14 protein-coding genes and 1 pseudogene are annotated in these 18,850 nt (G+C 71.8%); 10 read left to right on the forward strand and 5 right to left on the reverse strand.

Translation table 11 applies throughout. The features are described 5' to 3' along the window. The first annotated feature begins 16 nt into the window (after nt 1–16). Complete coding sequence (locus KGS77_RS19035; protein WP_242587557.1) at nt 17–1,909, forward strand: AMP-dependent synthetase/ligase; 1,893 nt, start codon at nt 17–19, stop codon at nt 1,907–1,909. A gap of 92 nt (nt 1,910–2,001) precedes the next feature. Here the strand turns inward: KGS77_RS19035 and KGS77_RS19040 are convergent, their stop codons facing one another. The 3 genes from KGS77_RS19040 to KGS77_RS19050 form a co-directional block, all read right to left on the reverse strand. Continuing rightward, complete coding sequence (locus KGS77_RS19040; RefSeq protein ID WP_242583520.1) at nt 2,002–3,234, reverse strand: lipase family protein; 1,233 nt, start codon at nt 3,232–3,234, stop codon at nt 2,002–2,004. 85 nt (nt 3,235–3,319) lie between these two features. After that, complete coding sequence (locus KGS77_RS19045) at nt 3,320–4,438, reverse strand: AraC family transcriptional regulator (protein WP_242583521.1); 1,119 nt, start codon at nt 4,436–4,438, stop codon at nt 3,320–3,322. Nucleotides 4,439–4,593: 155 nt separating this feature from the next. Continuing rightward, nucleotides 4,594–4,797 (reverse strand): cold-shock protein, encoded by a 204-nt coding sequence (locus KGS77_RS19050; RefSeq protein WP_003984261.1) that lies wholly within the window; start codon nt 4,795–4,797, stop codon nt 4,594–4,596. 379 nt (nt 4,798–5,176) lie between these two features. On the opposite strand from KGS77_RS19050, the gene KGS77_RS19055 reads away from it, so the two are divergent. The 7 genes from KGS77_RS19055 (at nt 5,177) to KGS77_RS19085 (ending at nt 14,604) form a co-directional block, all read left to right on the forward strand. Next, entirely contained in the window at nt 5,177–5,998 is an 822-nt protein-coding gene (locus KGS77_RS19055) for a menaquinone biosynthesis protein (protein ID WP_277994325.1), read from the forward strand. Nucleotides 5,999–6,376: 378 nt separating this feature from the next. After that, nucleotides 6,377–8,293, forward strand: a complete 1,917-nt coding sequence (locus tag KGS77_RS19060) for a serine/threonine-protein kinase (RefSeq protein ID WP_242583522.1) — start codon at nt 6,377–6,379, stop codon at nt 8,291–8,293. A 77-nt stretch (nt 8,294–8,370) separates the two neighbouring features. Then, a complete protein-coding gene (mqnC, locus tag KGS77_RS19065) occupies nt 8,371–9,570 on the forward strand; it encodes a cyclic dehypoxanthinyl futalosine synthase (protein ID WP_242583523.1) in 1,200 nt (399 codons plus the stop codon). Nucleotides 9,571–9,607: 37 nt separating this feature from the next. Then, entirely contained in the window at nt 9,608–10,135 is a 528-nt protein-coding gene (locus tag KGS77_RS19070) for a hypothetical protein (protein WP_242587559.1), read from the forward strand. Nucleotides 10,136–10,227: 92 nt separating this feature from the next. Next, nucleotides 10,228–10,848 carry a Uma2 family endonuclease gene (locus KGS77_RS19075; protein WP_242583524.1) on the forward strand — a complete coding sequence of 207 codons (621 nt, stop codon included), beginning with the start codon at nt 10,228–10,230 and terminating at the stop codon, nt 10,846–10,848. Nucleotides 10,849–11,080: 232 nt separating this feature from the next. Further along, nucleotides 11,081–11,779, forward strand: a complete 699-nt coding sequence (locus tag KGS77_RS19080) for a demethylmenaquinone methyltransferase (RefSeq protein ID WP_242583525.1) — start codon at nt 11,081–11,083, stop codon at nt 11,777–11,779. Between the two features lie 221 nt (nt 11,780–12,000). Next, nucleotides 12,001–14,604 (forward strand): DUF6350 family protein, encoded by a 2,604-nt coding sequence (locus KGS77_RS19085; protein WP_242583526.1) that lies wholly within the window; start codon nt 12,001–12,003, stop codon nt 14,602–14,604. 118 nt (nt 14,605–14,722) lie between these two features. On the opposite strand, the gene KGS77_RS19090 is transcribed toward KGS77_RS19085, so the two are convergent. Continuing rightward, nucleotides 14,723–15,241 carry a GNAT family N-acetyltransferase gene (locus tag KGS77_RS19090; protein ID WP_242583527.1) on the reverse strand — a complete coding sequence of 173 codons (519 nt, stop codon included), beginning with the start codon at nt 15,239–15,241 and terminating at the stop codon, nt 14,723–14,725. A gap of 112 nt (nt 15,242–15,353) precedes the next feature. Here KGS77_RS19090 and KGS77_RS19095 point away from each other — a divergent pair, with 112 nt between their 5' ends. Further along, nucleotides 15,354–16,637: a geranylgeranyl reductase family protein gene (locus KGS77_RS19095; protein WP_242587560.1), complete on the forward strand. Its 1,284-nt coding sequence runs from the start codon at nt 15,354–15,356 to the stop codon at nt 16,635–16,637. A 238-nt stretch (nt 16,638–16,875) separates the two neighbouring features. On the opposite strand, the gene KGS77_RS19100 is transcribed toward KGS77_RS19095, so the two are convergent. Continuing rightward, a complete protein-coding gene (locus tag KGS77_RS19100; RefSeq protein ID WP_242587561.1) occupies nt 16,876–17,703 on the reverse strand; it encodes a C40 family peptidase in 828 nt (275 codons plus the stop codon). Nucleotides 17,704–18,488: 785 nt separating this feature from the next. Between KGS77_RS19100 and KGS77_RS19105 the strand changes: the two are divergent. Next, nucleotides 18,489–18,847, forward strand: a pseudogene (locus tag KGS77_RS19105) (NADH-quinone oxidoreductase subunit A). Nucleotides 18,848–18,850 lie beyond the last annotated feature (3 nt).

Here is an 18,850-nt window from a genome sequence, read left to right on the forward strand (position 1 = left end):
CGAGCCGCACCGGACGGTGGAGGGCGGCACCGTGCGCGAGGTGTCCGTGCCGCCGCTGGCCGCCCCGGTCCGTACCGGCTCGCTCGCCGACATCCCGTACGACAACGCCGCCGAGGCCCCCGACGAGACGGTGCTGGCCCGCAAAGGGGCCGACGGCACCTGGCGGGAGGTGACCGCCGCCGGGTTCGCCGAAGAGGTGACCGCCGTGGCCAAGGGGCTGATCGCGCACGGGCTGCGGCCCGGCGACCGCATCGCGATCATGGCCCGGACGACGTACGAGTGGACGTTGATCGACTTTGCCTCCTGGGCGGCCGGACTGGTCACCGTCCCCGTCTACCCGACCTCCTCCGCCGACCAGACCCGGTGGATCCTGCACGACTCGGGCGCGGCGGCCTGTGTCGTGGAGGGCGTCGGCCAGGCCCGGCTGGTCAGCGGCGTACGCGGCGAACTGCCCGGCCTGCGCCACCTGTGGCAGCTCGACACCGGAGCCGTCCGGCAGATCGTCGCCGCCGGCCGGGAGACGGCGGGCGGAGGGGCGGCGGGCGGAGGGGCGGCGGGGCGAGGGACGCAGGACGGAGAAGTGGCGCGGCGGCGCGCGGCGCTGACCCCCGGGCACATCGCCACCCTCATCTACACCTCCGGCACCACCGGCCGCCCCAAGGGCTGCGCCCTGACGCACGGCAACTTCTTCACCGAGGTCGACAACGCCATCGCCCTGCTGCACCCCGTCTTCAGGTCGGTCAGCGCCGAGCCCGCCGCCACCCTGCTCTTCCTGCCGCTCGCCCATGTCTTCGGCCGGATGGTCGCCATCGGCTGCCTGCGGGCCCGCGTACGCCTGGGGCACGCGCCCAGCATCCGGACCGAGGACCTCCTCGCCGACCTGGCCGGCTTCCGGCCGACCTTCCTGCTGGCCATCCCCTACGTCCTGGAGAAGGTCTACAACGCCGGGCGGGCCACGGCCGAGAAGATGGGCCGGGCCGCCTCCTTCGACCGCGCCGCAAGGATCGCCCGCCGGTACGGGGAGGCGGTCGAGGCCGGTGAACACGGCACGGGCCCGGGGCCGGGCCTCGCGCTGCGCGCCGCCCGGAGCCTGTACGACCCGCTGGTCTACCGCCGCATCCGGGACGCGCTCGGCGGCCGGGTCCGCTATGTCATCTGCGGCGGCTCCCCGCTGGGGCACCGGCTCGCCGCGTTCTACTCCGGCGCCGGCATCGAGGTGTTCGAGGGGTACGGCCTGACGGAGACCACCGCGGCGGCCACCGTCACCCCGCCGCAGCGCCCCCGCATCGGCACGGTCGGCTGGCCGCTGCCCGGTACGGCCGTACGCCTGGCCCCGGACGGCGAGGTGCTGCTGCGCGGCGGGCAGCTCTTCACGGGCTACTGGGACGCCGCCCGCGGTACGGCGGTGCCCGCGCCGGGCGACGGCTGGTTCCCCACGGGCGACGTCGGGTTCCTGGACGCGGACGGCTACCTCACCATCACCGGACGGAAGAAGGAGATCATCGTGACGTCGGGCGGCAAGAACGTCGCCCCGGCGCCGCTGGAGGACCGGCTGCGCGCCCACCCGCTGATCGGCCACTGCATGGTGACCGGTGACGACCGCCCGTACATCACCGCGCTGATCACCCTGGACCCGGACGGTGTGGCGCACTGGCGGCGGATGCGCGCGCTGCCCGACGGGCCGCCGGCGGACCTGGTCGGTGACGAACGGCTGCTCGCCGCCGTCCAGGAGGCCGTGGACGACGCCAACACGCTGGTCTCGCGCGCCGAGTCGATCCGCCGCTTCCGGGTGCTGCCGGTGGAGTTCACCGAGGAGTCCGGCCATCTGACCCCGACGCTCAAACTGCGCCGCTCGGCCGTGGCGCGCGACTTCGCCCGGGAGATCGCGGAGCTGTACGGGCGCGGCTGACAGCCCGTGTCCTCGTCCCCGGGGCCCCGGCGGGCGAAAGGCCCGTGCCGCCGCCCCGGGGGACGAGGACACGGGCCGGGCTGTCCGGATGATCAGCGGCAGTTGCCGTCCGCCGGGCGGCCGGCGAAACGGTCGGCCAGCCAGTTCGCGGCCGGTACGGCGCCCGCGACCGCGCCGCCCACGTGCTCGCTCAGCAGGAGCGGACTCCACTGCACGGTGCCGCCCCGCCCGCACCACCGCGCGCGCAGCCGGGTGCCTTCCGTGTACGGGATCAGCTCGTCCAGCGTCCCGTGGTAGAGGTACACCGGCGCGTCCGGCCGGTGGCCGCCCAGGTCGGACTCGTGCACCCGCCGCTGCCAGTCCGCCTCGCTCAGCGGGTTCCTGACCGTGACGTCCGAGATCTTCTTGAACAGGCCCGCGGCGACGTCGATCGCCACACAGTTCTTCTTCAGGAAGTCGACGTAGAAGCGGCCCTTGGCGTTGAGGTACTTCGCCAGGTCCAGTTCGGGGAAGGCCGCGTCCTGGCCGATGGCGGCCATCAGGATCAGCCCGGCACCGATGTTGCCGTCGTTGAAGTCGGCGACGTCGATCAGGTCGGCGGGGACACCGCCGGCCGCGGTGCCCCTGAGTTTCAGCTCGGGCGCGTAGGAGTCGTGCAGCTCGGCCGCCCAGCCGGACGCCTGGCCGCCCTGGGAGTAGCCCATGAGGCCCACCGGCGAGTCCTTGGTGACACCCGCCGCTGCCGCTTCGGGGAGCCGCTGGGCGGCGCGGGCGGCGTCCAGGACGGCTTGGCCTTCCGACCGGCCGACGCTGTACGTGTGCTCGCCCGGGGTGCCCAGGCCCTCGTAGTCGGTGACGGCGACGGCCCAGCCGCGGGCGGTGAGCTGCTGGATGAGGTTGGCCTCGACGGTGGTGCCGTAGGGGAAGCCGGCGGAGGGCGCGCAGGAGTCGGCCAGGCCGACCGTACCGACGGCGTAGGAGACCAGCGGGCGCGGCCCCGTACGGCCGTCCTTGGGGACGATGACGGTGCCGGAGACGACGTCGGGGGCGCCCTTGGCGTCGGTGGAGCGGTATTCGATGTGCCAGGCCCTGGTGTTGGTCACCTGGCCGGGGAGGGGGTGGAAGGAGGTCGGCGCGGACTTGAGGACGTCGCCGGGGCGGGCGTCCGCGAGCTGTGCCCCGCGCGCCGCCGGTGCCGTCGGCGCCTGCCGTACGGCTGTGCGCTCATCGGCCGTCTGCCGGGCGGCGGCGGTGGTCGCTCCCGCGAGCCCGAGTGCGAGGGTGAGGGCGGTGACGGCGGCCGGTGCGGTTCTGCGTAGCTGCATGCGGCTCTCCCAACTGTCCTGAGGGGGGAAGTCAGTGGGGGTGAAGGTAGTGACCGGCGGGTGATCCGGGAGCTGACCGGGACGCTCAGCTTTGCTGGCCTGGGACCTCAAGGCCGGGCGGGTGGTACGGACTCTCCGACGGCCGGGCTGTCCGGGCCGTCCGGGCGGACCGGGCGGACCGGGCCGGGGCGGCGCGCAGCCGGTAGGCACCCGGTGTGGTGCCGGTCCACCTGCGGAACGCGCGGTGGAAGGCGGTGTCCTCGGAGTAGCCGAGCCGTACCGCCAGTTCGGTGATCGGCTCGCGTCCCGCGACGAGCGAGGTGATCGCCGCGTCCCGGCGTACGGCGTCCTTGAGCTGCTGGTAGGAGGTCTCCTCCTCCTGGAGCCGGCGGCGCAGCGTCGCCGGGCTCACCGACAGGCGGGCCGCCACCTCGGTGAGTTCGGGCAGCCGCGCCGGTCCGCCCGCCCGCAGGGCCCGTACGAGGGTGTGGCGCACGTGCTCGGCGACCGTCGTCCCGTACGCGGGCCGGCTGATCAGGTCCGCCGGCGCCCGGCGCAGCATGTCCCGCAGCGCGGCCTCGTCCTGGACGACGGGGGCGGACAGCCAGCGGGCGTCCCAGCCCGCGCCCGTACTGGGGGCGCGAAAGCGCACCGGGCAGCCGAAGAGGACGTCGTACTCGCGGGCGTACACCGGGGCCGGATACACGAAGCCCGCCCAGCGCAGCGGCAGGCGCCGGCCGATCAGCCAACTGGAGAGCCGGTGCCAGACGACCAGGACGCATTCGGAGAGGAAGGGGCCCTCCTCGTAGGCGCACAGATCGGTGCGTATGCGGAAGACGGCCTCGCCCTCGGCGGAGGTCTCCACCGCCATCTCGGGCCCGCCGGGGAAGAGCCCGTAGAAGCGCACCGCCCGGTCCAGGGCGGCGCCCAGGTCGGGGCAGCCCAGGCAGGTGTGGCACAGCATTGCGAACGTGCCGGGCCGGCTGGGCACCGGCCCCAGCCCCAGGAACTCGTCCCGGGTGGCCCGCTGCAGGCCCGTGATCAGGCGGGTGAACTGCTCGGGCGTGACCCGCGCCCGGTCGTCGCCCAGGAGCAGCGGGGGGATCCGCGCGGCCTGGAGCAGCGGGACGGTGTCGATGCCCAGCCGCCGGGCGCCGCTGAGCGCCGCCCGGACGTGCTGCACCGCGATCGTCACCCGGCTCATGCCCGAACACCGTAGCCGCAGTGCGCGAAGAGGTCAGCCGGGCTCGTCCGCCCAACTGTGACCCGGAAAGGCAGGAGCCCCGTTCCCCACCGAGGTGGCGGAGCGGGGCTCCTTGGGTACTGCTAAGTCGACCGCGATCGGTCGGACCGGGCAACTCAGACCGGCGTGACGTTCTCCGCCTGCGGACCCTTCGGGCCCTGCGTGACGTCGAAGTTCACCTGCTGGTTCTCCTCCAGGGAGCGGAAGCCAGAGGCGTTGATCGCAGAGTAGTGAACGAAGACATCCGGGCCGCCGCCGTCCTGGGCGATGAAGCCGAAGCCCTTTTCAGCGTTGAACCACTTCACGGTTCCGGTAGCCATAAGCCCTCCTTGGGCCAAAGGGTTGCCCTGCTCCAGAACCTGCGAGAAGTCTGAAAACTACAAAAGCCTGCGGCGTCACATGCTCCGCAGGCTCTGTACTGCAAGGGAAACCAAACTGCAACTTGCGCTGAGCCTAGCACGGTGCGCTCGTGAGGCGGAAGAGCCAAAGATCACGTTTAGCGGGCGTGCCGGAGGGTCATAGGCGCCCCCCGGCGGGGCGCCGTCGGCGCCGCGGGTCTAGCCTCCACATGTGGACAATTCAACCGCAGGAGACACACCCGCAGGAGACGCGTCCGCGGTGGCCGCGGACACCGCGAACACGCAGGTCGCGAGCGCGCAGGCCGTGCAGGCGGACGGCCACCGCCGCAGCCGGCCGCGGGTGGGACACATCCAGTTCCTGAACTGCATGCCCATCTACTGGGGGCTCGCCCGTACGGGCACGCTGCTCGATCTGGACCTCACCAAGGACACCCCGGACAAGCTCAGCGAGCAGCTCGTCGACGGCGAGCTGGACATCGCGCCGATCACGCTCGTGGAGTTCCTGCGGGCCGCGGACGACCTGGTGGCCTTCCCCGGCCTGGCGGTCGGCTGCGACGGCCCCGTCATGTCGTGTGTGATCGTCTCGAAGAAGCCGCTGGAGGAGCTGGACGGCGCCAAGGTCGCGCTCGGCTCGACCTCGCGCACCTCCGTACGGCTGGCGCAACTGCTGCTCGCCGAGAAGATCGGGGTCACGCCCGAGTACTACACCTGCCCGCCCGACCTCGGCGTGATGATGCAGGAGGCGGACGCCGCGGTGCTCATCGGGGACGCGGCACTGCGCGCGAACCTGCACGACGCGCCCCGGCTGGGGCTCCAGGTGCACGACCTGGGCCAGATGTGGAAGGACTGGACGGGGCTGCCGTTCGTCTTCGCCGTATGGGCGGCCCGGCGCGACTACCTGGAGCGCGAGCCTGTGATCGTACAGAAGGTGCACGAGGCGTTCCTGGCCTCCCGGGACCTGTCGATGGAAGAGGTCGCCAAGGTCGCCGAGCAGGCCGCGCGCTGGGAGAACTTCGACGCGGAGGTGCTGGAACGCTACTTCACGACGCTCGACTTCCGTTTCGGTCCCGAACAGCTTCGCGGAGTGACCGAATTCGCCCGCAGGACCGGTCCGACGACCGGATTCCCGGCGGACGTGAAGGTGGAACTGCTCGGCGGATAAGCGGTGCGGGTCGCTGCAAACCGGCGAACGGACATTCGACAATGCCCTTCGGAGCAATGCGGGGATCCGGTCCGTTCCGATCTCCGGGTTTTTCCCGGTCTTCCAGGCCTTCCCGCTCTTCTTGATTGACCTCCCTGATCGGCCTTCTTGATCGGCCTTCCTGATTGGCCTTCTTGATCGACCGAAACGTCGTCCGCGGCGGACATCGAAGAAATGCGGAACGGGTAACTCGGTACAGGTGGCAACGGGTACCGATTACGGACCCGTACGGGATCCACCCGGCACCCACACGGCCGAACCCCGGACCGGCGGACCGCCCCGGCCGCGCGCGGACCGGCCATAAGCTGTGCAGCGCCGTCGCGAGGGGGAGGCAGAGCCATGGAGCCGCTGGGAGAGGACGACCCGAGGGTCGTGGGCGCGTACCGGCTGCTGGGCCGGCTCGGCGTGGGCGGCATGGGCCGGGTGTTCCTGGGGCGCAGCGCGGGCGGCCGGACGGTCGCCGTGAAGGCCGTGCACGCGCACTTCGCCGCGGACGAGCAGTTCCGCGCCCGGTTCCGGCGCGAGGTCGAGGCGGCCCGCCGGGTCGGCGGCGCCTGGACCGCGCCCGTACTGGACGCCGATCCCGAGGCGACCGTCCCCTGGGTCGCCACCGGTTATGTCGCCGGCCCCTCGCTCGCCCGGGCCGTCACCGACTTCGGCCCGTTCGGCGAGCACTCCGTACGGGCCCTGGGCGCCGGGCTCGCCGAGGCACTGGCCGCCGTGCACGCCCTCGGGCTCGTCCACCGCGACGTCAAACCGTCCAACGTGCTGCTCACCCTCGACGGCCCGCTGCTGATCGACTTCGGCATCGCCCGGGCCATGGACGACAGTGCCTCACTGACCTCCACCGGTGTGTCCGTCGGATCGCCCGGTTACATGGCGCCCGAACAGATCCTGGGCAAGGGCGTCACGGGCGCCGGCGACGTCTTCTCGCTCGGCGCCGTCCTGGCCTTCGCCGCCACCGGCACCAGCCCCTTCGCCGGGGACGGTTCAGCGGCCCTCCTCTACAAGGTCGTCCACGAGGAACCGGAGCTGGGGCCCGCGCCGACGGGCGAGCTGCGGGAGGTCATCACCGCCTGTCTGGCCAAAACGGCCGAGCGGCGGCCCGCCCCCGAGGAGATCGCCCGCCGGCTGACGGGGAAGGAGACGGGCGGCGCGGCGGCGCTCGTACGGGCCGGCTGGCTGCCGGGGCCGCTGGTGGAACAGGTCAGCCGGCAGGCCGTGGAACTGCTGAACCTGGACGTGCGGACGGAGGCGGTGCGGTCACAGGTGGTGGCGGAGGGAGCCGGGGACGGTACCGGGGACGGTACTGGGGAGCGGGCGGGCTTCGGGCCGCCGGACTCCTCGTCCGGCACGGTCTCCGGGCTCGTACCGTTCGACGCCCCGGCACAGGTGCCGCAGCAGGTGGCAGGGCAGGCGCCGGGGCAGGTGCGGCAGCCGGCGCCCGGTTCCACGCCGTGGCCGGTCGCGGGTGTGAGTGCGGGTGCGGGCGTAGGTGCGGGTGCGGACGGCCCGGTGGGCACCGCCGCTCCGTACGAGGCGACCGCGTCCGCCGCCCCGGGCAACGCCTCCGCCCCCACCACCTCAGACCCCACCGCGGCAGGCCCCACCACCTCTTCCACCTCACCCACCTCCTCCGCCGACCCGTACGGGACCACCGCCTCCGCCGACGCCCGTGAACGGCGCTTCGCCGTGACCGGCTCCCTCGCCCGCGGCAACAAGGACCGCCCGCGCCGTATGAGCTGCACCCTCGTGCTCTCGGTGGCTGGGGCGCTGGCCGCCGCCACGACCGCGGCGTTCGTCTTGAACCTGTGGCCGGGCACGGGCGGCGGAGGCGGGGCGGCGAGCAGGCCGCCGGCCGGTGCGACGCTTCCGCCGCCCACGGGCGGCAGTGGTTCCGGGGTGTCGGTCCCCAAGAGCTTCCTGGGGACGTGGACCGGCGAGATCCGCACCCGTGACAACTTCCCCAACGGCAGCATCACCAGCATCATCAAGGCCGGCGGCAAGGGCGACTACGTGGTTCGTACGACCTACGGGTTCGTCATCGCCCAGTGCGAGGCCAAGGCCGAGCTCGTCTCCGCCTCCGCGACGAAACTGGTCCTCCAGGAGCGGACGGACGGCAAGCCCGGACCGGGCTGTACGGGCGCGCAGGCGTCGGTGACCTACACGCTCGGCAAGGACGGCAAGCTCTCCTTCACCTCGGACGACGAGGCGGGCGGGCAACCGCACGCCGTCCTGAGCCGGGTCGGCGGCTGACCGGCCGCCGACAGCGGTGTCACTGTGCTGGCGTACGCTGGTTCGGTCGTTATGCCCGCTTGCGAAAGGGACGCCCGGTGACCGAGAACGCCGACCTCCAGTCCGTACTCGACCGCGCCGCGCAGGGCGGGCGCATCACGCCGCAGGAAGCGCTCGACCTCTACCGCTCCGCCCCGCTGCATGCCCTGGGCAGCGCCGCCGACGCGGTGCGCCGCCGTCGCTACGCGGGCACCGAGCACATCGCGACGTACATCATCGAGCGCAACATCAACTACACGAACGTCTGCGTGACGGCGTGCCGGTTCTGCGCCTTTTACGCCGCCCCCAAGGACACCGCCAAGGGCTGGACCCGCGACCTGGACGACATCCTGCGCCGCTGCGAGGAGACCGTCGCGCTCGGCGGCACCCAGATCATGTTCCAGGGCGGCCACCACCCCGACTACGGCGTCGAGTACTACGAGAAGCACTTCGCCGCGATCAAGAAGGCGTACCCGCAGCTCGTCATCCACTCCCTCGGCGCCTCCGAGGTCGAGCACATGGCCCGGATCTCCGGGGTCTCCGTCGAGGAGGCCATCGAGCGCATCCACGCCGCCGGCCTGGACTCCTTCGCGGGAGCCGGCGCCGAGCTGCTGCCGGAGCGCCCGCGCAAGGCCATCGCGCCGCTGAAGGAGTCCGGCGAGCGCTGGCTGGAGATCATGGAGACCGCGCACCGCCTGGGCGTGGAGTCGACGTCCACGATGCTCATGGGCACCGGCGAGACCAACGCCGAGCGGATCGAGCACCTGCGCATGATCCGCGACGTCCAGGACCGTACGGGCGGCTTCCGCGCCTTCATCCCGTACACCTACCAGCCCGAGAACAACCACCTGAAGGGCCAGACGCAGGCCACGATCTTCGAGTACCTGCGCATGATCGCCGTCGCCCGGCTCTTCCTGGACAACGTGGCCCACATCCAGGGCTCCTGGCTGACCGTCGGCAAGGAGGCCGGCCAGCTCTCGCTGCACTACGGGGCGGACGACCTCGGCTCGGTCATGCTGGAGGAGAACGTGGTCTCCTCGGCCGGCGCCAGGCACCGCTCCAACCGGATGGAGCTGATCGACCTCATCCGCAAGGCGGGCCGCGTCCCGGCGCAGCGCGCCACGACATACGAGCACCTCGTCGTGCACGACGACCCGGCGAACGACCCGGTCGACGACCGCGTCGTCTCCCACCTCTCCTCCACGGCGATCGACGGCGGGACGGCCCACCCCGAGCTGAAGCTCGTGGACGCCAACTGAGCCCCGCGTGCTGACGCTCCACCACGTACACGCGGTCCTGCGCACCGACGCCGGGACCGCCGGGCGCGCGGACACGGATGCGGACGCGCTCGTCGTCTCCGGCGACCGCGTCGCGGCCGTCGGCCCGTACGAGGACCTGTCGGCGGCGTACGGGGACCGCGCCCGCGTCCGTACGTGGGACGGGGTACTGACCCCCGGCCGCCACGAACCGGACGGCGCGGCCTTCCTGGAGGCCGCCTACCACCCCGACCCGCGCGAGGCCGACGAGTTGGGCACGGCCCCTGTGACGGGCGAGGCGCTCACCGCCCTCGGCATGACCGACACCCGGTGGGGCGCCAGCGCCCGCCGGGGCGTGCAAAGGCTCCTCACCACAGGCACGACATCACTCTCGGGCCCGTTCACCCACCCCGCCGTCCGCACCGCCGTCGCCCGCTCCGGCCTCCGCGACCGGCCCCTCCCCCAGCCCCTGGCCGTCGGCTCTCCTGCCGATTTCGCGGTCTTCACCGAGGACGGCACCTGCCTGGCCACGGTCCTCGGCGGCCGACTGGTGTACCGGCGGCGCTGAACCGTCAACGCCGATATCCCGCGACCGTCACTTCGGGTGATGCGCCGTCGTATCCAGGACCGTCTTCCGTACTCGCGTCCACACTCGCGTCCATGGGAGCAGTGATGAGCACCGACGGGCGGCCGGCGGAGGCGACTCCGGAGACCTGGATGCACCCTCCTGGAGGGCGTTGGACGTATGACCAGGTGAAGGACTTGGATCTGCCCTTCGACTGGGAACTCGTGGACGGAGTGATCTCGGTTCGGGGGATGACTCCATGGTGGCACGACCAAGTGCGGGACCAATTGCTTTTCCGGTTCAGATCGACCGTTGCCGGACCGGCTCACTGGGCCAACATCGCGCGCTGCGTCATGCTGGACGACTTCAATGTGGTCAAGCCCGATCTCGTCGTCTTCGACCTCCGCGGCCTGGACCCCCTGACCTTGGAATGCACGCCGGCCGACAAGGTGAGACTCGCGGTGGAAGTGACGGCCCCCGGTTCGGCGGTCGATGACCGGACCCGTAAACCGGCGCTGTTCGCGGCGGCGGGGGTGCCGTACTTCTGGCGGGTGGAGCGGGGGGAGGACGATTTCCCCGAGGTGCACGAGTTCTGGCTGAGCCGTGACGTGGGCGTCTATGTTCCCGCCCCTGAGCACCCTCGCCATATGGACAAGCTGGAGACCGACCGTCCCTTCCCCATCAGCATCGACCTGACGAGTCTGCTGGAGCTGTGAGGACCCGCGTCAACGGGTCGTAAAGACGGCCCCGCCCTCCATCAGGGCCACGTCAACGCAAACGGAAGCGGCCCTGCCGCCCGGAAGGATCGGGTGTGCGGGGACGGCCGGTCAGGCCGCTCACGATGCCTTGCACGAGATGCAGCACCGCTGGACCGCCCGGATGTTCTGAGGGGGGCATCGGGCCGTCCCCGTCCAAACGTCTCGCGGACCCATGGTGAACAATGGCCGGGTGACCCGAGCATCCTTGGACAAGAAGCCGCACGAAGTCGCCTCGATGTTCGACGACGTGGCAGCGCGGTACGACCTCACCAACGACGTGCTGTCGCTGGGGCAGGCGCGGTTGTGGCGCAAGGAGGTCACTCGTGCGGTGGCCGCACGTCCCGGTGAGCGGGTGCTCGATCTCGCGGCCGGTACGGGTACCTCCTCGGTACCGTTCGCCAGGACCGGTGCGTTCGTCGTGCCGTGCGACTTCTCGGTCGGCATGCTGCGCGAGGGCCGCAAGCGGCAGCCGTGGCTGCCCTTCACCGCCGGGGACGGCACCCGCCTCCCCTTCGCGGACGAGGTGTTCGACGCCGTCACGATCTCCTTCGGGCTGCGCAACGCCCAGAAGACGGACGAGGTGCTCGCCGAGCTGTACCGGGTCACCAAGCCCGGCGGCCGGGTCGTGGTCTGCGAGTTCAGCCGGCCCACCTGGGCGCCCTTCCGGACGGTCTACACCGAGTACCTGATGCGGGCGCTGCCGCCCGTCGCACGGGTGGTGAGCAGCAACCCGGACGCGTACGTCTATCTCGCCGAATCCATCCGCGCCTGGCCGGACCAGCCGGAGCTGGCGGCCCGTCTCCAGGACGTGGGCTGGACGGAGGTGGCCTGGCGCAACCTGACCGGCGGGATCGTCGCGCTGCACCGTGGGACCAAGCCCGCCACCTGATTCACCGCACGTCGCACGGGGGGTTCGAGCGACGGTCCTGACGGGGCGTGAGTCCGTCGGGCGGGACGGGAGTCCACGGGAACCATCTGTGTGACGGCTGTGTCCGTACGTAAGCCAGCGGCAGCCGTGAGATGTGTGCTGCCCCATGATTCCCGGAGCCCGTCATGCCTTCGCCCTGCCCGGACTGCGGTGCGCAATCGCCGCCTGAGGCACGTTTTTGCATGGGATGCGGACGGGAGCGGCAGCCGGACGCGTCCGGTACGCCGGCCCGGCCCGAACAGCCGCCGAAGGCCCCCGCCGGGCCGCCGCCCGCGGACCCGCCGCCCGCGCCCGCCGGGCCGCCACCGCAGCCGCCCGGCCCTCCGCCGGCCGCGGCGCCGTCCCCCGTCGCACCGCCGGCCGCCGCGCCGCCGTCCGTCGGGCCGTCGGCTGCCGCCGCGCCGCCCGCGTACGCGCCGTACGCCGCCCCCGCCCGTCCCTCTCCGTTGGGTGCCTTCCTCTCCCGTACGGTCAGGGGCGACTGGCTGGCGGCGGCGCGGGTCGCGATGTGGCCCGTCCTGCTCTTCGTGGTGCTGGCCGCGGTCCTCGGCATCGTCTTCAACGACGGCTCGGACGGCTCGGGGGACTCGCACAGCTCGTCCCGCTCCCACGGCTCGGACGACACCGCTCCCGGCTGGGCCACCCGGACCCGTCTCGCGCTGGCGCTGCTGCTCCAGGGCGTCGGCGGCGGTTTCACGCTGTCCGGAAGCGGCACCCGGTCCGTCTTCGGGTCCGCCGGCGAGCGGATCGCGGGCGAAATCTCGCTCTCCTCGGTGCCGCTGCTGGCGACGCTGCTGTGGGTGGCCGCGCTGCTGATCGCCGCGCGCCGCGCCCGGCGCGTACGGGAGGCCGGGCCGGCCGCGCCCGGCGGCGCGGGCGGTGCGGAGGCGGCGCTGCGGATCGCGCTGCTGACGGCCGCGGGAACGTTCCTGCTGGCCCTGATCGCCCAGCCCACCGTCGAGGGCATGGAGCTGTCGTCCGCGCCCTGGCTCACACTGCTGTGGTCCTTCCTGCTCGCCGCCGTGGTCGCGGGCACCGTCCTGACCCGTACGCAGCGAGCCGCGTGGACCGCCACCCGCACCGGATGGCGCGCGGTGACCGGCGCGCTGGGCACCGCGCTGCTGGCGCTGTCGGCCGTCTGGGTCCTGTCCTGCGTCGTCGTCCTCGTCGTGGCGCTGACCACCGGTGAGGACCTCGACGGGGGCAAGGTGGCCGGCCTGCTGGTCGCGCTGCCCAACCTCGGCGTGATGGCCGTGGCGCTGGCCCTGGGCGCGCCGCTGGAGGCGCGGTGGTACGTGCCCGAGCTGCCGTTCATCCCTTCCGGCAACCAGTCCCTGGGCTACGGCCGGATCGCCGACTCCAGCGGCTGGGCGCTGGCCGGGGTCATCGCCCTGGCCGTGGTGTCCGCGCTGATCCTCGGCTTCCTGGCCGCCCGGCGCGGCGCCGACCGCCGCGAACACCTGCTGACCGCGGGCTTCTTCGCGGTCGCGCTGGCACTGCTCGTCCTGGTCTCGGGCTTCACCCTGGACGCCGGTGTCCGCCCGGGGGCCGGGGGACAGGGCACCGGTGGCGGCGGCTTCGGCAGCTACGGCGCCCTCGGCCGCTCAGGCGGAGGCAGCGGCCTGGGAGGCGACTTCGGCGGCTCCTTCGGCGGTTCCTACGGCGGCTCGGACGGCGGTTCCGACGGATACGGCGATGGGGGCGGCGACTACCGGGGCGGGCGGGTCATCGCGCACGCCGAGGTGTCCGCGGGCGGCGCGCAGACGCTGCTGTTCGCCCTGCTGTGGTCCGTCGGCGCGGTGCTGCTCGTGCCGTACCTGCTGGCACGCACGGGCCGCGGCGGGCCCCGCCCGCCCCGCCCCGGAACTCCGGCGGCCGTACCGCAGTCCACGCCGGCCGCCGCCCCGTCCGTACCGAACGCGCTGAACGCGCCGAACGCGCCGTCCGTACCGAACGCACCGTCCGCACCTGACGCGCAGTCGGCCCCCGGTGAGCCGCCCGCCGCGCCCGCCTCCCACGACACGACGGGCACCGCGACCGCGACGGCCGCCAAGGCCCCGCGCCGCGCCGCCCTGAAGTGGATCGCGCTGGCCACCGCGGCGTTCGTCGTCGGAGGCGGGGCGACCGCCGGCGTCCTGTATGTCAAGAACAAGGACGACCGGGCCCCCACCGCGCACGACAAGCCCGCCCCCGCGGGCAGCGGCGCACCGGCCCGGGGCGGCCAGGCCCCCACCTCCTCCGCGTCCCCGGACGCGTCCGGCACGCCCGGCGGCACGCCGTCCGGCAGCCCCTCCGGCACGCCCGGCGGCTCCGCCTCCCCGGGCGCAGCCGACCTCCCCGAGGGGTTCGTGATGCGCGACGACCCGGAGGGGTTCTCGCTGGCCACGATGGACGGCTGGCTGCGTACGGAGAACGGCACCCAGATCGACTACGCGGCCCCGACCGGGGGTTCGTACCTGCGCATCGGCGTCATCCGTGACGCCCCGTCCTCCTCGTACGACAACTTCCGCACCCTGGAGGCGCACGCCAAGACGCGGAAGAACTACCAGCGCAAGGAGCTGACCAAGAACACCTTCCGGGGCCGGCCCGGCGCCCGCTGGGAGTTCACCTACACCTCGGACCGGGCCGGCTGGCCGATCCACGCGATCGACCAGGCGTACATCGCCGAGGACGGCTCGGAGTACAGCATCTATTACGAGTGCCGGGACTCCTTCTGGGACCCGGCCAAGGACCAGGTCTTCAGCACGGCGCTGAAGACCTGGACCGAGAAGACCGACATCGACTGACGAACGACGGCCAGGAAGGACGACCAAGAAGGACGGCCAGGAAGGACGGCCGAGAAGGACGCCGGTCCGGCGGGGACCGGCGTCCGGGCGGTGCGTGGCGCGGTGCGCCACCGCCGGCTCAGGAGTCCAGTTCGAGCTGGAAGCAGTAGGCCTTCCGCTCGGAGACCGGCGTGTACAGCGTCTCCGCCAGTGTCATGCCGAGCCGCCGCGTGACCGCGATGGACCGCTCGTTGCGGGCGTCGACCATCGCGACCACGCGGCGGACCCCGGCTTCCCGTACGGCGTCCAGCGCGGCCCGCGCCGCCTGCGTCGCGTACCCCTTGCCCCAGTACGCGCGCCCCAGCCGCCAACCGATCTCTATTTCCCCCACCGGGCCCCAGTCGTGCGGCCACGGCTGCGCCCCGGTCATTCCCATCACCGAGCACCCGTCGCGCGGGTCGAGCAGCGTGTAGAGGCAGAACCCGAGCTTCGCGTGGTGTTCGCGCTGGCGTGCGACCATCCGCTCGTACACCTCCAGCTCGGCCGAGGTGCCGCCGTGGAACTCCATGACCTGCGGATCGTCGAAGACGCGGTGCCAGTGCGCCGCGTCCTCCTCGGTCGGCACCCGCAGTGTCATGCCGGAATGTGCAGTGTTCATCTACCTACCAACCCTTCAGGTTTCCCTCACACAGGCCCCCATAGACTGCACATGACCAGTGCCCGTCGGCACCCAGATATCGAGTACGGGAGATCCCGCCGTGACCGAGTCCGTGACCGCCTCCCGCTCCGGGCACAGCGCAGATGTGATCGTCGTCGGGGCCGGTCCCGCCGGTTCGGCGACCGCCTACCACCTCGCCAAGTCCGGCCTGGACGTCCTCCTGCTGGAGAAGACCGCCTTCCCGCGGGAGAAGGTCTGCGGTGACGGCCTGACGCCGCGCGCCACCAAGCAACTGGTGTCCATGGGCATCGACATCTCCGAGGAGGCCGGCTGGCTGCGCAACAAGGGCCTGCGCATCATCGGCGGCGGCTCCCGCCTCCAGCTCGACTGGCCGGAGCTGGCCTCGTACCCGGACTACGGACTCGTCCGCAAGCGGGACGACTTCGATGAGCAGCTCGCCCGCCAGGCCGAGAAGGCCGGTGCCCGCCTCTATGAGCGCTGCAACGTCCAGGCGCCCGTCATCAACGAACTGACCGGCCGCATCGAGGGCGTGCGGGCCAGGCTCGGCGAGGAGAAGACCCCGGTCACCTTCCACGCCCCGCTCGTCGTCGCGGCGGACGGCAACTCCACCCGGCTGTCCCTGGCCATGGGCCTGCACCGCCGCGAGGACCGCCCCATGGGTGTCGCGGTGCGCACGTACTTCACCTCGCCCCGCCACGACGACGACTACCTGGAGTCCTGGCTCGAACTGTGGGACCGCCGCGGCTCCCAGGACCGGCTGCTGCCGGGCTACGGCTGGATCTTCGGCATGGGCGACGGCACGAGCAACGTCGGCCTGGGTGTTCTGAACACCTCCGCCTCCTTCAAGGAGCTGGACTGGCGGGAGGTGCTCAAGGCGTGGTGCGCCTCCATGCCCGCCGACTGGGGCTACACGCCGGAGAACATGACCGGCCCCATCCGTGGCGCCGCCCTGCCCATGGCCTTCAACCGCCAGCCGCACTACACCAGGGGCCTGCTCCTGGTCGGTGACGCGGGCGGCCTGGTCAACCCCTTCAACGGCGAGGGCATCGCGTACGCCATGGAGTCCGGCGCGATCGCCGCCGAGGTCATCGTCCAGGCCCACGCCCGCCAGACGTACGCCCAGCGCGAGCTGGCCCTCCAGCGCTACCCGAAGATCCTCAAGGACACCTACGGCGGCTACTACTCCCTCGGCCGCGCCTTCGTGAAGCTCATCGGCAACCCGAAGATCATGAAGATCGCCACCCAGCGGGGTCTGACCCACCCGGTCCTGATGCGCTTCACCCTCAAGATGCTCGCCAACCTCACCGACCCCACCGGTGGCGACGCGATGGACCGCATCATCAACGGCCTGACCAAAATCGCCCCGCGCGCCTGAACCGTCCCGGGCGCCCGGACCGTTCGGGCGCCCGGCTGTCCGGTCCGTACGAGCCACAGGAGCCTTACGAGCCGTACGAGCTGCCCGAAGCCGAGCCGTCCACACGCATGCGAAAGGGCCGTCACTCCCGAGCGGAGGAGTGACGGCCCTTTCGCGCGTTGCGGTGCCTCTGGGGCCCCCGGGTCCCCTGAGGCGTGAAAGGGCCTCAGAGGCGGCGCTGAGCGCCTCGCAGAGGCTGTTACAGGAAGCGGACGGCGCCGGTGGGCGGGCTGTAGCTCAAGGAGCGCTCGACGATGCCGGTGCTGGGGTTCTGCGCGCCGATGAAGTGACCGTTGCCGACGTAGACGCCGACGTGGTACGCGCTGCCCGCGCCGCCCCAGTAGAGGACGTCGCCGACCTGGAGGTTGTCCAGGCCCACCTGGGTACCGGCCGCCGACTGCTCCTGGGAGGTGCGCGGCAGGCTGATGCCGACCTGCTTGAACGCGGCCTGGACCAGACCGGAGCAGTCGTACGCGGAGGGGCCGGTGGCGCCCATGACGTACGCCTTGCCCAATTGTGCCTGGAGGAAGCCGACGAGCGAGGAGTTGCTGCCGGTGGAGGCGGAGGACGAGGAGCCGCCGGTCGCGGAGGAGACGGCGTCGGAGGAGGCGGAGCGCAGCGAGGTGCGCTCGGAGGAACGCGAGGCACGCTCCTTGGCGGCCTCCTTGGCCTTGCGGTCGGCCTCGGCCTTCTTCTCTGCCTCGGCCTTGCGCTGGGCCTCGGCCTTCGCCTTGACGGCGGCCTTGGAGGCCTGGGCGGCGGAGCTGTCCTGCGCGGCCTGGAGTTCGTAGTCGAGCGCGACCTGCTGGACGGTGTCCGCGCTCTTGGTGAGGGTGTTCGCCAGCGCGGCCGTGAAGGTCGGCATCTCCTGGGTCTCGGCCACGGGCTTGTCGGCGGCGGTCGCCGACACGGTCGTGCCGGCCACGGCCAGGGTGAGGATGCCGCCGGTGACCCCTGCGCGCAGGGCCCGCGTGGAGGCGGAGCTGCGGGGCTTCCGGTGGCTGGGTATGGCTGCGTTCGGGGACATGGACACCACGGCTATCAGGAGCCACAGGTTGCTGCCAACAAAGGTGGCGTCCGTCACACTTGACGTGTACGCGATGAACAAAAGGGACTTTTGACCGCGCGTCAGCTCGACGGACCGGTGCCCGGTATTCGCGATCATGTTCCTACGCATGGCATTTGCCGCTTCGCGCGCGCCCCGGAGCCGCTTATCACCTTCATATCCGCCCTGCCAAGGCTTCCCGGCCGTCAAGGGGTTGAAGCGGGAAGTCGCGTGGGATAGGTCACTCCTGAGCGCCCGTTATGTGCCCGTGATGTGCGCGTGACGCGCCCGCGACGGTTTCGCGACGCCGCCGTCGCCCCCGGCGTGCCCCCGGCGGCCGGGGCTCGTGAATCCGGGCACGTGCCGACGATCACCGCGGACCAACCCTTCCGGCCCTTTTTCCCACCCGCGGACGCGCGCTATAGCAGGTGGCGGGCGCCTACGCCAATTTGCGCGAACCAGCCATGGCTTGATAACGCCAGCCCCGTTCTGACCAGGCGCAACCCTGGTGATTGTCACCTCTGGTGATCACTCGCGCGCTTCGCGTACCTAGATCACCGCTCATCCGACTTCATGATCCTTCGTCAGGTGGTGGAGATCACAAAGACGTTGGTGCACCCCGTGTCGCAGATCACAGACCTACGGGCATAAGATGCAGGCGATCCGGGCTTGTGAACTGCCTCACATATGCACGATCTTCGCGGGGCGCGCCGACGGGCCCGGACGGACCGCCAACCAGTCATCGTCGACTGAAGGGAGCGAGGACGGTGAACGCTTACGCGCCCATCCTCGTACTGGGAGCCCTCGGGGCAGGCTTTGCGATCTTCTCCGTCGTCATGGCCACTGTCATCGGCCCCAGGCGCTACAACCGGGCCAAGCTTGAGGCGTACGAATGCGGGATCGAGCCGACCCCACAGCCCTCCGGCGGCGGTCGCTTTCCGATCAAGTACTACCTGACGGCGATGCTCTTCATCGTCTTCGACATCGAGATCGTCTTCCTCTACCCCTGGGCCGTCTCCTTCGACGCCCTGGGCTGTTCGGGCTCGTGGAGATGCTCCTCTTCGCGCTCACCGTCTTCGTCGCCTACGCCTACGTCTGGCGCCGCGGCGGCCTGGAATGGGACTAGGGG

The sequence above is a fragment of the Streptomyces sp. MST-110588 genome, assembly GCF_022695595.1.
Lineage (GTDB): Bacteria > Actinomycetota > Actinomycetes > Streptomycetales > Streptomycetaceae > Streptomyces.